General features: G+C 46.5%; 12 protein-coding genes. All 12 read left to right on the top strand.

Annotated elements, in window-relative coordinates; genetic code table 11:
* The first annotated feature begins 1 nt into the window (after position 1).
* The 12 genes from murB (at position 2) to yddG (ending at position 16,376) form a co-directional block, all read left to right on the top strand.
* Positions 2-940 (top strand): UDP-N-acetylmuramate dehydrogenase, encoded by a 939-nt coding sequence (murB, locus tag WH96_RS12320; protein ID WP_047764458.1) that lies wholly within the window; start codon positions 2-4, stop codon positions 938-940.
* A 23-nt stretch (positions 941-963) separates the two neighbouring features.
* Positions 964-1,896, top strand: coding sequence for a D-alanine--D-alanine ligase (locus tag WH96_RS12315; protein ID WP_047764457.1), 933 nt, complete (start codon positions 964-966; stop codon positions 1,894-1,896).
* Complete coding sequence (locus tag WH96_RS12310) at positions 1,893-2,750, top strand: cell division protein FtsQ/DivIB (protein WP_053005886.1); 858 nt, start codon at positions 1,893-1,895, stop codon at positions 2,748-2,750. The genes WH96_RS12315 and WH96_RS12310 overlap by 4 nt, the downstream gene beginning before the upstream one ends.
* 67 nt (positions 2,751-2,817) lie before the next feature.
* Complete coding sequence (gene ftsA, locus WH96_RS12305; RefSeq protein WP_053005885.1) at positions 2,818-4,089, top strand: cell division protein FtsA; 1,272 nt, start codon at positions 2,818-2,820, stop codon at positions 4,087-4,089.
* A 93-nt stretch (positions 4,090-4,182) separates the two neighbouring features.
* Positions 4,183-5,865, top strand: a complete 1,683-nt coding sequence (ftsZ, locus tag WH96_RS12300) for a cell division protein FtsZ (RefSeq protein WP_047764455.1) — start codon at positions 4,183-4,185, stop codon at positions 5,863-5,865.
* Positions 5,866-6,021: 156 nt separating this feature from the next.
* The gene (lpxC, locus tag WH96_RS12295; protein WP_047764454.1) at positions 6,022-6,975 is read left to right on the top strand and encodes a UDP-3-O-acyl-N-acetylglucosamine deacetylase; all 954 of its coding nucleotides are present in this window, start codon (positions 6,022-6,024) and stop codon (positions 6,973-6,975) included.
* A 266-nt stretch (positions 6,976-7,241) separates the two neighbouring features.
* Positions 7,242-8,081 carry an outer membrane protein assembly factor BamD gene (locus tag WH96_RS12290; RefSeq protein WP_047764453.1) on the top strand — a complete coding sequence of 280 codons (840 nt, stop codon included), beginning with the start codon at positions 7,242-7,244 and terminating at the stop codon, positions 8,079-8,081.
* A 13-nt stretch (positions 8,082-8,094) separates the two neighbouring features.
* Positions 8,095-9,765 (top strand): DNA repair protein RecN, encoded by a 1,671-nt coding sequence (gene recN / locus WH96_RS12285; RefSeq protein WP_047764452.1) that lies wholly within the window; start codon positions 8,095-8,097, stop codon positions 9,763-9,765.
* Between the two features lie 5 nt (positions 9,766-9,770).
* Entirely contained in the window at positions 9,771-11,879 is a 2,109-nt protein-coding gene (ligA, locus tag WH96_RS12280) for an NAD-dependent DNA ligase LigA (protein WP_047764451.1), read from the top strand.
* A 370-nt stretch (positions 11,880-12,249) separates the two neighbouring features.
* Positions 12,250-14,427, top strand: a complete 2,178-nt coding sequence (locus WH96_RS12275; RefSeq protein WP_162200152.1) for a methyl-accepting chemotaxis protein — start codon at positions 12,250-12,252, stop codon at positions 14,425-14,427.
* Between the two features lie 134 nt (positions 14,428-14,561).
* A complete protein-coding gene (locus tag WH96_RS12270; protein ID WP_047764449.1) occupies positions 14,562-15,332 on the top strand; it encodes a helix-turn-helix domain-containing protein in 771 nt (256 codons plus the stop codon).
* 123 nt (positions 15,333-15,455) lie between these two features.
* Complete coding sequence (gene yddG, locus WH96_RS12265; RefSeq protein ID WP_047764448.1) at positions 15,456-16,376, top strand: aromatic amino acid exporter YddG; 921 nt, start codon at positions 15,456-15,458, stop codon at positions 16,374-16,376.
* Positions 16,377-16,399 lie beyond the last annotated feature (23 nt).

The following is a 16,399-nucleotide window of genomic DNA, read 5'->3' as shown; positions in this document are numbered from 1 at the left end:
CATGTCTCAACAGGTCCTTCCAGAAAACCATCTTATCCATAGTTTACCCCAGGTTCGGGGCAGCTATAAGACTGATGCTCAATTGGCAAAGGTCACCTGGTTTAAGGTTGGGGGACCAACAGACGTTCTTTACACACCAGCAGACCTCGACGACCTTGTTCATTTTCTGAAGAACAAACCGATAGATATTCCGGTTCTCGTCATAGGGGTTGGATCAAATCTCTTAATTCGCGACGGCGGCATCCCTGGCGTTGTTATCCGCCTCGGCCCTGCATTTTCAAAAGTAGAAGAGACAAGTGAGACCAAAAACCAGATTATTGCAGGTGCTGCTGCGTTAGATGTCAAAGTCGCAAAAACAGCCATGAAAGCCGACATTACCGGACTGGAGTTTCTCTGCGGCGTACCCGGCACGATTGGCGGTGCGTTGCGTATGAATGCCGGGGCTTATGGTCGCGAGACCAAAGATATCCTCGTCTGGGCAGAAGCAATAGATATGGCCGGAAACATTAAACGCTTTACTCCTGATCAATTGGGATATGCCTATCGTCATTGCGATCTGGGAAAAGAATGGATCTTTATCAGCGCTTGCTTTACCGGAACCACTGGTGACCAAGACGAGATTGCCGTCCGAATGAAAGAAATTCAGGATGCACGGGGCAGTACACAACCTATCAAATCCAGAACAGGTGGCAGTACATTCAAGAACCCTGGCGATAACAAAGCGTGGCAATTAATCGATAAGGCCGGGTGCCGAGGCCTCAAGATTGGTGATGCTCAAGTATCAGAACAGCATTGTAATTTTCTGATTAACAATGACAAAGCGTCCGCAAGTGATCTGGAAAATCTCGGAGAAGAAGTCAGAAAGCGGGTAAAGGAAACCTCCGGCATAGAGCTTCATTGGGAAATAAAACGTCTCGGCAATAAAACTGGCGAACGCTAGAAATTAAAAAGGAATAAACGTTTATGACTTGTCATGTCGCATTATTAAAAGGTGGTTTCTCAGCTGAGCGGGACGTTTCTCTTGCCAGTGGAGCTGCCTGTGCTGAGGCACTGCGCAAGGCAGGTTATGATGTAACTGAAATCGATGTTTGCCAAGACATTCCAGCATTGATCTCTCAGTTACAAGAAAGCAAAGCCGCTGTCGTTTTCAATGCACTTCACGGACAATGGGGTGAAGATGGCTGTGTACAGGGTCTTCTGGAACTTTTATCCATCCCTTATACACATTCAAAAGTTTTGAGTTCAGCCCTTGCCATGCACAAAGAACGTGCAAAAGCGATGGTTGAACAAGTTGGCGTGCGTGTTCCCGAGAGTAAAAGCATTCAAGCTACAGATCTGGCAGCAGGTGATCCTCTGCCCCGTCCCTATGTGATCAAACCTCTAAGCGAAGGCTCATCCGTTGGCGTTCATATTGTTTCCGAAGGAGACAATCATATCGCAACAACACGGGAAGAACTCGGTTTTTCAGGCGACATCATGGTCGAACGGTATATTCCGGGGCGCGAATTAACCGTTGCCGTGATGGGGAACAAACCGCTTGCTGTGACAGAGCTTTCGCCCAAAGAAGGATTCTATGATTACGAAGCCAAATATACCGAAGGCAAAACCGATCACATAATTCCCGCACCAATTCCCGAAGCTATATACCAAGAAGCCTTAGACGCTGCGTTGAAATCGCACCAGATTCTTGGTTGTTCCGGTGTAAGCCGGAGTGACTTCCGCTACGACGACACGGCGAATGGTGACGGTAAACTCTATTATCTGGAAACCAATACTCAACCAGGAATGACAGATCTCAGCCTGGTGCCAGAACAAGCAAAACATATCGGTATTTCTTTCTCTGAACTCTGTTCCTGGATGGTCCAAGAAGCCTTGGGGAACAAGGAGGAGCTATGAGTAATAAAAAGACTACACGCAGACGTAAAAAACCTCAGAAGAGAAGTAAAATTCCTTTTCGGGATACAAACTGGCGTAAAGTTCTTTGGGGCACAGCCGCGGGAAGCATTGTTGCAACTGTTGGGCTTGTTACCGTTTTATGGACCAATGGCTGGATCCCTGAAAAAATCAACCAGAGCGTTGAAGATTTTCATGGCATGACCGCCGATGCCGGCTTATCAGTTGAAGACGTACTTGTCGAAGGACGCAAAAGAAGCAACGCAGCTGCAATCCTTAGTAAACTAGATGTGGAACGCGGTACACCAATTTTATCCTTTTCCCCAGAACAGGCGAAAGCAGATCTTGAAGAGCTGCCTTGGGTTAAAAGAGCCATTGTAGAACGCCGCCTCCCCGATGTGATTTACGTAAAACTCGAAGAAAGAGAACCTCTCGCACTTTGGCAAGAAGAAGGCGTTCTTCACGTCATTGATCAAAGCGGTGAAGTGATCGCATCAGCCAAGGCCAGTAAGTTTTCGAAACTGCCTCTGATCGTTGGGCCTGATGCCCCTGATCACGCCCGTGAAGTTCTCGCTCTCATCCAGAGCGAACCAGAACTAGGTAACCGCGTAAAGGCAGCCGTTCGTGTCAGCGGGCGTCGGTGGAACATCCGTCTCAACAATGGTGTTGATGTGCAGCTTCCCGAAGAAGATGCAAACGACGCCTGGTCTTTCTTTGCCCGTATCGAACGTGACGAAGGTGTTTTGGAACGTGACGTTATTGTCGTCGATCTACGACTGAGAGATCGCCTGATTGTCAGAACATCGGGCGGCGCAGAAAAAAACAAAACCAAGAAAGTAAAAGGAAAGAAAACTTAATGGTACTGTCCCCTCGTTCTAGGACAAACATAACAATCACGGCTTCACTCCAAGGAACCCGCCAATCATGAAGCGGAACCCTGGGGCTATCAAACATGGAACAATTGCTGCCCTTGATGTTGGCAGCAGCAAGATTTGCTGTTTCATTGCCCAAATGGATGGTGAGAACCCACCGAAAGTGATCGGCATTGGTCAGCAGGCCAGCCATGGCATGAAGAGTGGCAACATTGTTGATATGGAAGCGTTGGAAGATTCCATTCTCAATGCCGTGCATTCTGCCGAACAGATGGCAAGTGAAACCGTGAATACAGTACTCGTGAATCTCTCAGGCGGATCACCAGCATCACACAATATCAATCTTGAAGTTGCCATTAATGGCCACGAGGTTACTGAAACAGATTTGAAGCAGGCCCTTGAACACGCCAGCAAAATTCAAGGTCCCGAAGGAAATGCCGAACAAGGTCGTCAACTGATTCACTCCCTGCCAACAGGCTTTACTCTAGATGGTAATCGTGGCGTCAAAGATCCACGAGGAATGCACGGGGAAATGCTCGGCGTAACAATGCACCTGATTACAGCAGCTGCAAACTCTTTGCGAAATCTGACCACCTGCGTTAAACGCTGCCATCTTGACCCCTTAAATTTTGTACTTACGCCTTACGCATCTGGCCTCGCCTGTTTGGTCGATGATGAAATGGAACTTGGTGTCACCCTTGTCGATATGGGTGGCACGACAACATCGATCGCTGTCTTCAGCGAAGGAAAGCTTGTTTTCAGTGATGTCATACCTGTTGGCGGTCACCATGTGACCAACGATGTTGCCCGGGGACTTTCCACACCCGTTGCAGAAGCAGAACGCATGAAAACCTTGTACGGACATGCCGTCGCAACAGTAACTGATGAACGGGAAATGATTGATGTCCCTCAGGTTGGTGAAGAAGCTGGCAGCCAACCACAACAAGTACCGCGATCACTTCTTGTCGGCATAATACAACCAAGACTAGAAGAAACATTTGAGATTGTCCGCTCTAAATTGGAAATGAGTGGCTTCGATAAAGTTGGGGGTCGGCGCGTTGTCTTAACAGGCGGTGCCAGCCAACTTCCCGGGTTGCCCGACCTCGCCAGTTTAATTCTAGACAAACAAGTTCGGATCGGCAGACCCATACGTGTAAACGGTTTGGCAGACGCTACAGGCGGGCCAAGCTTCTCGACCTGCGCAGGTCTTTTGACCTATGCGACCATTGCCCATAATGACGTTCAAACCGAGAAAACCCCCGAGGAGACTCAGCCTCAGAACTTCATTAATAAGTTTGGGAAGTGGTTCAGTGAAAATTTTTAAGAAAAAGTTAGGAATTAGCTCGACTGATTCCACTACTTTATAGTACAACTTGACAAACGAATACGCCGAGTCGGCGTGCAACGGAGGTTAGTGATGGCTTTAAATTTAGATGTACCACCAGTTGATTCCGAACTGACCCCTCAGATTACGGTTATAGGGGTCGGTGGTGCAGGCGGTAATGCTGTAAACAACATGATCCAGAGTAATCTGGAGGGTGTCGAATTTTTGATAGCAAATACCGACGCACAAGCAATCGCACAGTCATCATGTGATCGCACGATCCAACTTGGCAGAAACATTACTCAGGGTCTTGGTGCCGGGTCACGTCCTGACATCGGGCAAGCTGCAGCTGAGGAAGCCATGGATGAAATCCTTGGTCACCTCGAAGGCTCTAACATGGTCTTTATCACTGCCGGTATGGGCGGTGGCACAGGAACTGGTGCAGCACCTGTTATTGCCAAATCAGCACGTGATGCTGGCATTTTGACGGTTGGCGTTGTAACCAAGCCTTTCCACTTCGAAGGTGTACATCGTATGCGCCTTGCGGAAAGAGGCATCGAAGAGCTGGCACAATACGTTGATACACTGATCATCATTCCAAACCAGAATCTGTTCAGAATTGCCAACGAAAAAACAACCTTCGCAGACGCCTTTAAAATGGCTGATGACGTGTTGCGCTCTGGTGTTAGCGGCGTCACTGATCTTATGGTTATGCCTGGCCTCATCAACCTCGACTTTGCTGATATTCGCGCCGTAATGACCGAAATGGGCAAAGCGATGATGGGGACTGGTGAAGCCGATGGTGAAAGTCGAGCGATGGATGCTGCCGAAGCAGCTATTTCCAACCCACTGCTTGACGAAGTATCCATGAAAGGCGCACGTGGCGTTCTGATCAACATCACTGGCGGCCCGGACCTAACCTTGTTTGAAGTGGACGAAGCCGCGAACCGTATCCGTGACGAAGTTGACCCTGAAGCAAACATCATCTTTGGCTCTACTTACGATCCCAATATGGAAGGCACCATGCGGGTATCCGTTGTTGCTACGGGCATTGATGCTGAATCAATGAAAAATATTCGTCCACCAGAGATGAAAGAGCTCAAAGCACCACCAGCGCCATTGGATGTGACCCCTGAAGCACCAGAACCTCAGCAAGAACAAGCTGTCGCATCAGTTGCTCAAGCACCTCAAACTGTGGCACCTGCGGCAATACCTGCTGCAAACCCCGAGCCTGCTGCTCAACCAATTATTGAAACAGGGCCGTCACAAACAAGTATCGAATCTGCTATCACTCGTAGTGAAGCAGACGCTCAACCTGTATCCGCAATGGCTCCACAGGCTGAAATCAAGAACGATACCTTTGTTGCACCTGCACCAACCACTGTTACAAACCAGAAACCTGCGGCTCCTCAGGTCACAGGACAAAAGGCGGACCCTTTTGCGGCGGCTGCTCTGGCGAATGGTACTGACAAACACGAAGACCCATCCAAAAAGGGACGAGGACTGTTTGGACGCATCACTGGCGGTGCTGCACGCGCTCTTCAAGCTGCCACACAGTCAGAAGAGCAAGAAGAACTTGAGATGGGAAAAGCAACGGTTAACGCCCCTGCAGCACCTGCTGTTGCACCGGCGGCAACACCATCCGAATCGCCTGCAGCTGGTAACAGTCAACAGCCCAGATTGACAGGTTTGGATCCTCAAGACCGGATTCAGACACCATCTTCCGAAGAAGACCTGCTGGATATCCCAGCATTTCTGCGGCGTCAGGCCAATTAAAGGCAAATATTTCAGAGTACGTTACATTTCGTAACATATTGAAACAAACAGTGATTTGTTAGAGACAGGGGGACGAGCTATCGTTCCTTTGTTGCACTTTATCGGATGAACAGCTCGGCTGCTCCGGGGGGATTAACTAACAAACGAAGCGTACTCATGAAAACCAACACTGCTGCCAATCGTGTACTGAAACAAAAGACACTCAAAAGCGCAATTAATTGCTCTGGTGTCGGACTACATTCAGGTGACAATGTTGTTATGACGCTTCACCCTGCAGAGCCAGGTACGGGTATTGTTTTTCACCGTACCGATGTCGCCGGGAAAGCAGCGGTTATTCCTGCAACTTGGGAATACGCCATTGAGTCTCCTCTTTGTACTACCCTTGTTAAAGAAGATGTTAAAATCGGCACCATTGAGCACCTTATGTCAGCGCTTGCTGGCTTCGGCATTGATAACTGCCGCATTGACATCAATGCTTGTGAGGTTCCCGTTATGGACGGTAGCTCGTCGCCATTTGTATTTCTAATCGAATGCGCGGGTGTCGTGGAACAGAATGCTCCGAAGCGGGCCATTCGTATCCTCAAAGAAGTACGTGACGAAGAAGAAACACGTGCAGGCATCTTAAGTCCTGCTGATGGCTTCTCTGTCAGCTTCGAAATTGACTTTGATACACAGGCTATCGGTCACCAGGAACTCTTTATGGAAGTTCGGCCTGACCATTATAAACAAGAAGTTAGTCGTGCCCGTACTTTCGGATTCCTTCACGAAGCAGATCAGCTTCGTAAAATGGGCCTTGCCCGTGGTGGCTCATTGGACAACGCCATTGTTATTGATGGCGACACAGTGATGAACGAAGGCGGTCTTCGCTATGGAAACGAGTTTGTTCGCCACAAAATTCTGGATTCTATCGGCGACCTCTTCCTTGCTGGCGCACCAATCATTGGTCATTACCACGGCAACAAAAGCGGTCACGCACAAACCTATCGCTTGGTGAAAAAGCTTCTTTCTGACAACAGCGCTTGGGAATGGTCCACTCTTCCCGCTGAAAATACTGTCACTCAGAGCTCTAGCTTTGTTGCTCCGGAACGCGCTGTCGCTGCATCCGTTTAATCTCGCCCCTATAAAAAGATTGTGAAAGCCCAGTTTTGCTGGGCTTTTTGCATTTAGAGTCCTCTAGGATACATTTTTTTTACTCAGAAGAGATCAAGTTATCTTTACGATGCTTGAGAACAAGAGTTTGAAGCCTTATAGTGCTCTGGTTATACCCTTACCGTTGGTGTTTTCGTGCCTATGGAACAAGCTTAAATAAGTCATTTAGGAATGCATAATTTGGTTTGGGGATGCGTATTTTGGTTTTGGATAAAGAGTAGCCTAAGATGAACTTCCGTCTCTTCGGACAGCAAATTGATAATTCCTACAAACAAGCAATCCTTGCAGTATCCTTACTGGTATCTTTGGCTGCTTGTAGCTCAGACGACAGACCAGCCTACGTAGAACGTCCGGTTGAAGAGCTGTACAATGAAGCAAATAGCGCCTTGAAAGCTGGTGAAAACGAAGATGCCGCAAGGCTCTTTGATGAAGTTGAACGCCAGCACCCTTATTCAGTATGGGCATCAAAAGCACAGTTGATGGCGGCTTATGCGCTTTACTCTGACAATAAATATGACGATGCGATCAGCGCACTGGATCGCTTTATCGATCTCCATCCCGGTAACCGAGACACACCTTATGCCTATTATCTAAAAGCCCTTTGTTTCTACGAACAGATTTCTGACGTTGGTCGCGATCAGAAAATGACACGGGATGCGCTGTCATCTCTGCGGGACGTTGTTCGCAGATTTCCCGAAAGCAAGTACGCACGCGATGCCCAGTTAAAAATTGATCTTGCAAACGATCATCTCGCAGGCAAACAGATGACCATCGGTCGCTTTTATCTGAACCGTAAAGAGTACCTCGCAGCAATCAACCGCTTCAGAACCGTAATTGGGCAATACCAGACAACCACTCACGTTCCTGAAGCCTTACACCGATTGGTAGAAGCCTATCTAGCCCTTGGCATTATAGATGAAGCGCAGGCAACAGCCTCCGTTCTGGGACATAATTTTCCGGGTGAACGCTGGTATCAAGACAGTTACGCACTCTTAACTGGACAGGACCTGGAACCTGAAGAAAAAGAAGGTTCCTGGATTTCTGAAGTCTGGGATTCCATTATCTAGTGATAGGTGCTCAATGCTGCTGAATCTTTCCATCAGCAATGTCGTCCTGATTGACCGTTTGGAACTTTCTTTTGATAACGGTCTCTGCGTTCTAACGGGCGAGACCGGTGCAGGTAAATCAATACTGCTTGATTCCCTTGGACTTGCCCTTGGTGCGAGAGCTGAATCCAGATTGGTCCGCCAAGGTACGGACAAGGCAACAGTGTCTGCCGTTTTTGATCCTGTAACGACTCATCCTGTTTTTGAGTTTCTGAGAGATAAAGACGTTGCCATAGAAGACGACTTACTCGTCTTCAGACGCGTTGTAAACGCTGATGGCAGAAGTCGCGCCTATATCAACGACACACCTGTTTCAGCAAACCTTCTCAGGCAAGCAGGAGATCTGTTGATCGAGATACAAGGGCAATTTGAACAACGCGGCCTTTTGGATCAGGGTAACCACCGAAACTTACTCGATGCGGCAAGCGATAATGATCATCTTAGAACACAAACATCCGAGCTTTGGCAGAAGTGGCAAGCTATTGCCAAAGAAAGATCCGAAGCCGATGAAAAACTGGCTCAGGCACAACGCGAAGAAACATTCCTTCGGCACTCTCTTGAAGAATTGGACAGCTTGTCTCCCGTAGAAGGAGAGCTTGAAGCTCTCTCTTCACAGAGACAGCTATTAATCCACAGTGAAAAGCTTATACAGGCGATGAATGCCTGTACGCAGGAACTCAGTGGAGAAAACGGTATCGGTGGCGTGGAAAATTCGCTTGCAGAGGCCCAGCGACACCTGGCGACAACACCTGAAAATGTTGGGGAAAAGCTTCAGCCTGTTATCGAAGCTCTGGATCGAGCAACTTTCGAGATACAGGATGCTCTATCTTCCTTACAAGACATATCAAACGACCTGGATCTTGACCCAACACGCCTTCAGGAAACAGAAGAACGCTACTTCCTCTATCAAGACCTTGCCAGAAAACACCGCGTTGAACCTGAAGAACTTGCAAAAGTAAGAGATACAATAGCCGAACAATTGAAACTCATAGACACAGGCAATGAACACCTTCAAGAGCTGGACCGCCTATGCGAAGAAGCCAGATCCGGGTATGCCAAAGCAGCTGAAAAATTAAGTAAAGCCAGGCATGCAAAAGCAAAAGAACTCGACCAGGCAATTAATAACGAATTACCACCATTGAAACTCGAACGCGCCGTGTTTGAAACCTCATTAATCATTCAGTCAGAAGAAAACTGGGGCCAACACGGTTGGGATCAGGTCGCCTTTTTAGTGGCAACAAACTCAGGCTCAACACCTGGACCACTGGGTAAAATCGCATCTGGCGGCGAACTCGCACGTTTCCTCCTTGCCTTAAAAGTCGTCATGGCAAAGGTAAGCCCGGTCGATTGTCTTGTCTTTGATGAAGTTGATGCTGGCATTGGCGGTGCCACAGCCCACGCAGTTGGGGAACGCCTATCCCGTCTTGCAGAAGAACGACAAATTCTTGTCATCACACACAGTCCTCAAGTTGCGGCAAAAGGTATGCAACACCTCAAAGTTGCCAAATCATTAAAAGATAATCAAACCACGACAACCGTTTTCCACTTAAGCCATGAAGAGCGTCGGGAAGAAGTCGCTCGCATGCTCTCTGGTGCCGAGATCACCAACGAAGCACGTTCAGCTGCCGACAGCCTTTTAGGATAGATACCTTGACAAAAGACACCTTCACATTCTCTCTCTTTGATCCAGAGACGGAAAGGCTAACCGATGACCAGGCAGCGGCTGAACTTGCACATCTCGCGACAGAAATAGCGCGCCATGACGTACTCTATTATCAAAACGATGAGCCAGAGTTAACTGACGCTGAATATGATATTCTAAGACGACGAAATGAAGCCATTGAAAAGGCATTCCCCCATCTTGTTCGCGAAGACAGCCCGACACACAAAGTAGGCTCCGCTCCTTCATCAGGTTTTGGTAAGATCAAGCACTCTGTGCCCATGCTGTCGCTCGGCAATGCCTTTGCCGACGAAGATGTTTCTGAATTTCTCACCCGCATCAGACGCTTTCTCGGCCTAAGCAAAGACGAGAGGGTAAACATATTTGCAGAGCCTAAGATTGATGGCCTTTCATGTTCTATCCGCTACGAAAAAGGTGTTCTAGTACAAGCTGCAACCCGTGGCGATGGCGCCGTTGGTGAAAACATCACGGCAAACGTAAAAACCATTACCTCAATTCCCCATCGACTTACCGGAAGCTCGTACCCTGATGTTGTTGAGATTCGGGGTGAAGTTTATATGCGTCGGGATCGCTTTTTGGAACTTAACGTAAATCAGGCATCAACTGGCGGCAAAACCTTTGCCAACCCGCGCAACGCTGCGGCAGGATCATTACGCCAGCTTGATGCATCAATTACAGCAGCAAGACCTCTTGACTTCTACGCTTATGCTTGGGGGGAAACTTCGGAATCCTTGGGCGAAAACCTTATTGCTGTTCGAACAAAAATGGTATCCTGGGGATTACCTGTTAATCCCGGTCAGCTCTGCACTTCACTAGATGAAATCCTTGGATATTATCGCCAAATCATGACTGATCGTCCGGATCTCAATCATGAAATTGATGGTATAGTATACAAGGTCAATCGTCTTGACTGGCAGGAACGCCTTGGCTTTGTTAGTCGTGCGCCGCGTTGGGCAATCGCTCACAAGTTTCCAGCCGAGCGGGCGATTACCAGGCTCAATGAAATAACAATTCAGGTTGGACGAACTGGCGCACTTACACCAGTTGCGAACCTTGAGCCAATTACAGTTGGTGGTGTTGTCGTTTCCCGGGCGACACTCCACAATAGGGATGAAATTGAACGCAAAGATGTACGCGAAGGTGATAGCATCGTCATCCAACGGGCTGGCGATGTTATTCCACAGGTTGTTGAAGTCATTCTCGACAAGCGTCCCGCAGACTCTGTACCCTTTCCCTTTCCTGATCATTGCCCCGAATGCGGATCAAAGGCCACTCAGGAAGATGGCGAAGTTGTTACCCGATGTACTGGTGGCCTGATTTGCCCGGCACAAGCGGTCGAACGGCTGAAACATTTTGTCAGCAGGAATGCTTTTGACATCGAAGGGCTTGGCGACAAACAGATTAAATTCTTCTTTGAGCAAGGCACCATCAAATCCCCGGCAGATCTGTTCAAGCTCGCCGAGAATGATAGAAGAAACCTCACACCTCTTCGTAACCAACCCGGCTGGGGGCGGCAATCTGTAGAGAACCTCTATAATGCCATCGAAAATAAAAGAACAATCGGGTTAGACCGCTTTATCTTTGCCCTTGGTATTCCCCAGATTGGTCAGGCCACAGCGAAGCTGATGGCAAAAACATACGGCACGTTAGAGCGTATAGAAGAAATTACGCGACTTGCCCACGATCCTGAAAGTGATGCACTGCAAGAATTACTGTCAATTGATGGTATTGGTGCTTCTATGGCTGGTGATCTGATCGCCTTCTTTAACGAACCTCATAATCAGGAAGTCATAACAGATCTTAAAACTCAAATTACCGTTGAAGAATTTATCCTCGAAATCAGTTCTGATTCACCTGTAACAGGCAAGACAGTTGTTTTCACAGGCAAGCTACAAACCATGTCTAGAGACGAAGCCAAAGCAAAGGCAGAAAGTCTCGGCGCGAAAGTCTCAGGATCTGTTTCCAAGAAAACAGATTACGTTGTGGCGGGGGCTGACGCAGGCTCAAAACTGAAAAAAGCAGCTGATTTGGGAATAAGCGTTTTAAGTGAAGAAGAATGGCACTCGATAGTAAGTTAGATTAAGAGCAGTGCACATTTTTATTGTCATCTTTTTGTTAGCTCAAGCCAAACAGCAGCCATAAGATTTATTTTTGTTTAATTTACATATTATTAGTAAATAAAATTCAAACTTAAAACCGCTCGTCTTCGACAACAACATAACTGCCAGGCTTTGCCGAGTTGGCATTTTTCGTGGTCACGAGACAAAACCTCTGGGTTGGGTTGAGTACTGTGGTTCCCGCCTGAAACACCTACACAGGAGCGGTTCTGTCATGCTGAAACTTACTTTCTTTCGTAGCGCAAAAATCAGTTTACGTATTAGCCTTATTGCTATTCTTGCCGTTGCAAGTCTCATTATTCTGGGTGGCACGTTTTTTTCTGGCGATCAATTGGTTGGACGAGCCTTTAATGATCAGGAAAGTAATGAAAAATTGGCTACCCTTACAAAAAATATAGAAATTGGTGTTTTACAGCTGCGCCGGAGGGAAAAAGATTTCCTTTTGCGTAAAGATCATAAATATGCAGATCTCTATTTCAAACAAGAAAAAGAAATTTCTGTCGCCCTAACCGAACTTTCAAACCTTCCTGTAGCAGAAAATTTGCAGGCTGAAATTATTCGACTTAGAGACAATTTAGATCAACACTATCAACAATTTGAAAAAGTTGTAACCCTCTTAACAACAATGGGACTGGATGAAAAAAGCGGGTTGAAAGGGAACTTGAGAGCAGCTGTTCATCAGGCTGAAGAACAGTTAAAAATTAACAAGCAGGAAGCATTAACGATTAAAATGCTCATGATGCGTCGGCATGAAAAAGATTTCATGCTTCGTGGACAACATAAATACATAAAACAGGTCGCAACTCGCCGAGCAGAATTTTTACAATTACTTGAAAACTCCAGTCTGCCCAACATAGACAAAGAAAAACTGACTGAATTAATCAACCAATATCAACTCAAGTTCACTCTGTGGGCAGAAACTTATTTAGAAACACAACAGGAAATAAAGAACCTAAGTGCCATATTCAAACGAATGGAACCTGACTTCAAACTCCTTTTTGAAACAGCTGGCACAGGATTAATTCAAGCCAAAACCAAATTAACCAACGTACGTGAAAAAACTAACTCAATTACGATTTCAGTTGGTTTCGTTCTATTATTTAGCTCCATCCTGCTCAGCATTCTTATCACACGCAGCATAACATTACCCCTCAGTAAAATCATTTCTGCGATGAAGCGCCTTGCAAAAGGTGACCAAACCATTGAACTCACCGGCTTGGATCGCAAAGATGAAATGGGCGAGATGAGTCGCGCCGTTCAGGTTTTCAAAGAGAATTCAATTGAAATTACGCAGACACGTGCTGAAAACGCGAAAAGGAGAGAAGAACAGGCAGCGTGTCTCAAAGCAGAAATTCTGTCAATTGCAGATGCTCTGGGGCAAGAGGTTAGGGATGCCGTAGAAGACGCCAATGCAAAAACAACTGAAATGAGAACTGCATCCAGAAACATGAATGAGATCGTAGAATCGCTAACGAATAGAACGACATCAGTATCAACTAGTACAGGGCAGGCCAGCGAACGCATTCAAGCCGTTGCATCTGCATCAGAAGAATTATCCTCTTCTATTGGAGAAATCACGAGGCAAGTGGAACAATCGAATGCCATCACTCTCAAAGCCGTAGGAGAAGCACAAAGTACTGACACAACAATTAGCGAACTTTCTGGAGCAGCCGAAAAGATTGGCAATGTTGTGAATTTAATTCAGGATATTGCCGAGCAGACAAATCTTCTCGCTCTGAATGCCACAATTGAAGCTGCTCGTGCAGGTGATGCTGGTAAGGGATTTGCTGTGGTTGCATCAGAAGTCAAAAGCCTAGCGACACAAACCGCAAAAGCTACGGAAGAAATCAGCGACCAAGTCACATCAATAAGAAACGAAACTGGTAAGGCCGTTACGGCTATCCGTTCAATCACAGGAACAATTAGTCAGGTTAACGATATTGCTCAAACTATTGGAGATTCTATTGAGCAACAAGATCTGGCAACCAGAGAGATCAGTCAAAATGTTCAAGAAACAGCTATCAACACGACTGAAGCTTCAAACGAGGTCAGCCACCTTGCTATAGAAACAAGTGAAGTTAAAAACATCTCAACCCAAGTACGAGATAATGCCGATCAGACCGCAGACCAAATTTTGGAACTGCAAAACAGAATGGCTGGTGTTTTGAGAAAATTAAGGGAATCAGCAGTTGGCAACCGCCGTTCAGCAGAACGATTTGAGGGTCCATGGTCAGCAACCTTAATAAACGGGCAGGAAATGATTGAAGTTGAATTGATAAACCTCTCGCAGAGTGGAGCCAAGGTAAGTCCGTTATCAGTCATCCCGGACCATGTATCACAAATTAAGCTCTCTGGATTAAATGAAGTGTTCGACTTTAACATTGTTGAGCTAAATTCATCAGGCGAAATGCGATTGGTTTTTCAACACACGCCTAAGACAGAATCTCTTCTTGTTGAATACATTGCGATTCATACAAAGGATACATTAAAACAAAAAGCCGTTGCCTAATTCACACCTATTACTATCAAGATAAGTTAGCTTCTTCGTTTTTACGTGGAGGCTAACTTATTAAGAAGACCATAGATCTATAATTTAACTCCGCATATTCTTGGCTTTGTTATTCTCCCTGCTAAGATACAAAAATGAAAGCAAGCCGCCGTAGTTATACAAGTGATATAAAAAGCCACAGTCACAGCACGTTTCACCAACTGATTATTCCGCACAAAGGTGAATTAGAGCTAGAGGCCGAGCAATCTTCAGGTGTTGCCAGAATAGATCAGGTTGCCATTATAACTGCCAACGATACCCACGCTTTCAGAAGTATTAATCCAAACAGCTTTACCGTCGTCGATTTTGACTTTACCGATGCCAACTACATGCCTGAACTCAATTCACTATGGGATAGTGCGCACAATCAGATTCTTTTTCCACTCGACGAAGGTCTGTTAAATCTGAGCCTATTTACGGCCTCGGAATTTAAAGACACAGGAGAATTAAAAGATCAGGCCATGACTTCTATCGGAGAGCAAAGTATTAAGCTGTTTTTGCTGGCCCTTGCAGATAGAAATAATTCTGCAGATAACAAGTTGCCAGAAAAACTGCAAAAAGCTTTGAAGTTCATCAAGCAGAACCACACAAGAAAATTGTCTTCAAAAGATATCGCTGAACAGGCTTGTCTCTCGGTGAGCCATCTACATGCGCTCTTCAGTAATTATCTGGGGTATTCACCACAAAAATTTCAAACAGGCTTGAAGTTGGAGCATGCCCGGCAACTCGTTTTAAATACCAAGCTTTCTCTGATAGAAATAGCGCAGGACACAGGATATTCAGACCAAAGCAGTTTCAACCGTGCCTATCGTAATAGCTTTGGGATCACGCCTGGTAACGACCGCACACTCCACAATAAAACCTGAAGCAGAAATCCGAAAAACAGAATCCTGGTCCAAATAAACAGAACCCGAGACAAGACAACGCGGCTAAAATCTATACATTCCAAGTCTTATCTTTGGCCCACACACTTTTGGAACCAGACAGAAATGACATCCTCATCTAACCATAATATGCGCGCCACGATTATCGGTATGGTTGCCATCCTTTTATGGGCGCTTTTGGCTCTTTTTACAACTTGGGCAAAAGGTATTCCAACCTTCCAACTCTTAACACTCACATTCTTTATTGCCTTTGTATCCGGTCTTATTGTTCTGGCATGTAAAGGTAAAAAATCTTTTCAAAGTTTAAAGCAAAGACCAATTGTATGGATCATCTCTGTTAGTGGCCTTTTCGGCTATCACCTGTTCTATTTTATTGCCCTACACAATGCCCCAGCAGTTGAAGCAAGCCTGATTGCATTCCTCTGGCCACTCCTTATTGTCTTCTTCTCTACCTTGCTGCCGGGCGAGCGTCTTTACTGGTTCCACATTGCTGGCACTTTAACCGGCCTGGCAGGCGCCATCCTGATCGTCACCAAAGGGCAAAGTTTATCTTGGAATAGCGATTATTATATAGGTTATTTAGCCGCAATCGTCTGTGCCCTGACGTGGTCAGGCTATTCTGTGATAAACAGGAAATTCAAAGATGTTCCAAGCGATGCTGTCACCGGTTTTTGCGGGGCGACAGCTTTTCTTGGGTTGATTTTCCACCTCGGCACAGAAACGTGGGTGACACCGACAGGAACCCAATCGTTAGCAATTCTGGCCCTTGGGTTAGGACCTGTTGGCCTCGCATTTTTTGTCTGGGATTACGGTACAAAGCATGGTGATATTCAGGTATTAGGTGCCCTCTCTTATGGGGCTCCGCTTCTCAGCACTTTATTGCTAATTTCTGTCGGTTTGGCCGATGCAAGCTGGATCACTGCCCTCGCTTGTCTGCTCATTGTTGGTGGAGCCTTCCTCGCTTCAGCTAAAATGCTGAAATCAAAGCCTTCTCTCAAAGAGAATATAGTGCCGCAACATGACTAAGCTTTAGGCCCCAGAATAGAGAT

The sequence above is a fragment of the Kiloniella spongiae genome (genome assembly GCF_001026905.1).
Classification (GTDB): Bacteria; Pseudomonadota; Alphaproteobacteria; order Kiloniellales; family Kiloniellaceae; genus Kiloniella; species Kiloniella spongiae.
The sequence above is the reverse complement of the archived record's forward strand: the minus strand, read 5'-3'. Positions and strand labels throughout refer to the sequence as shown.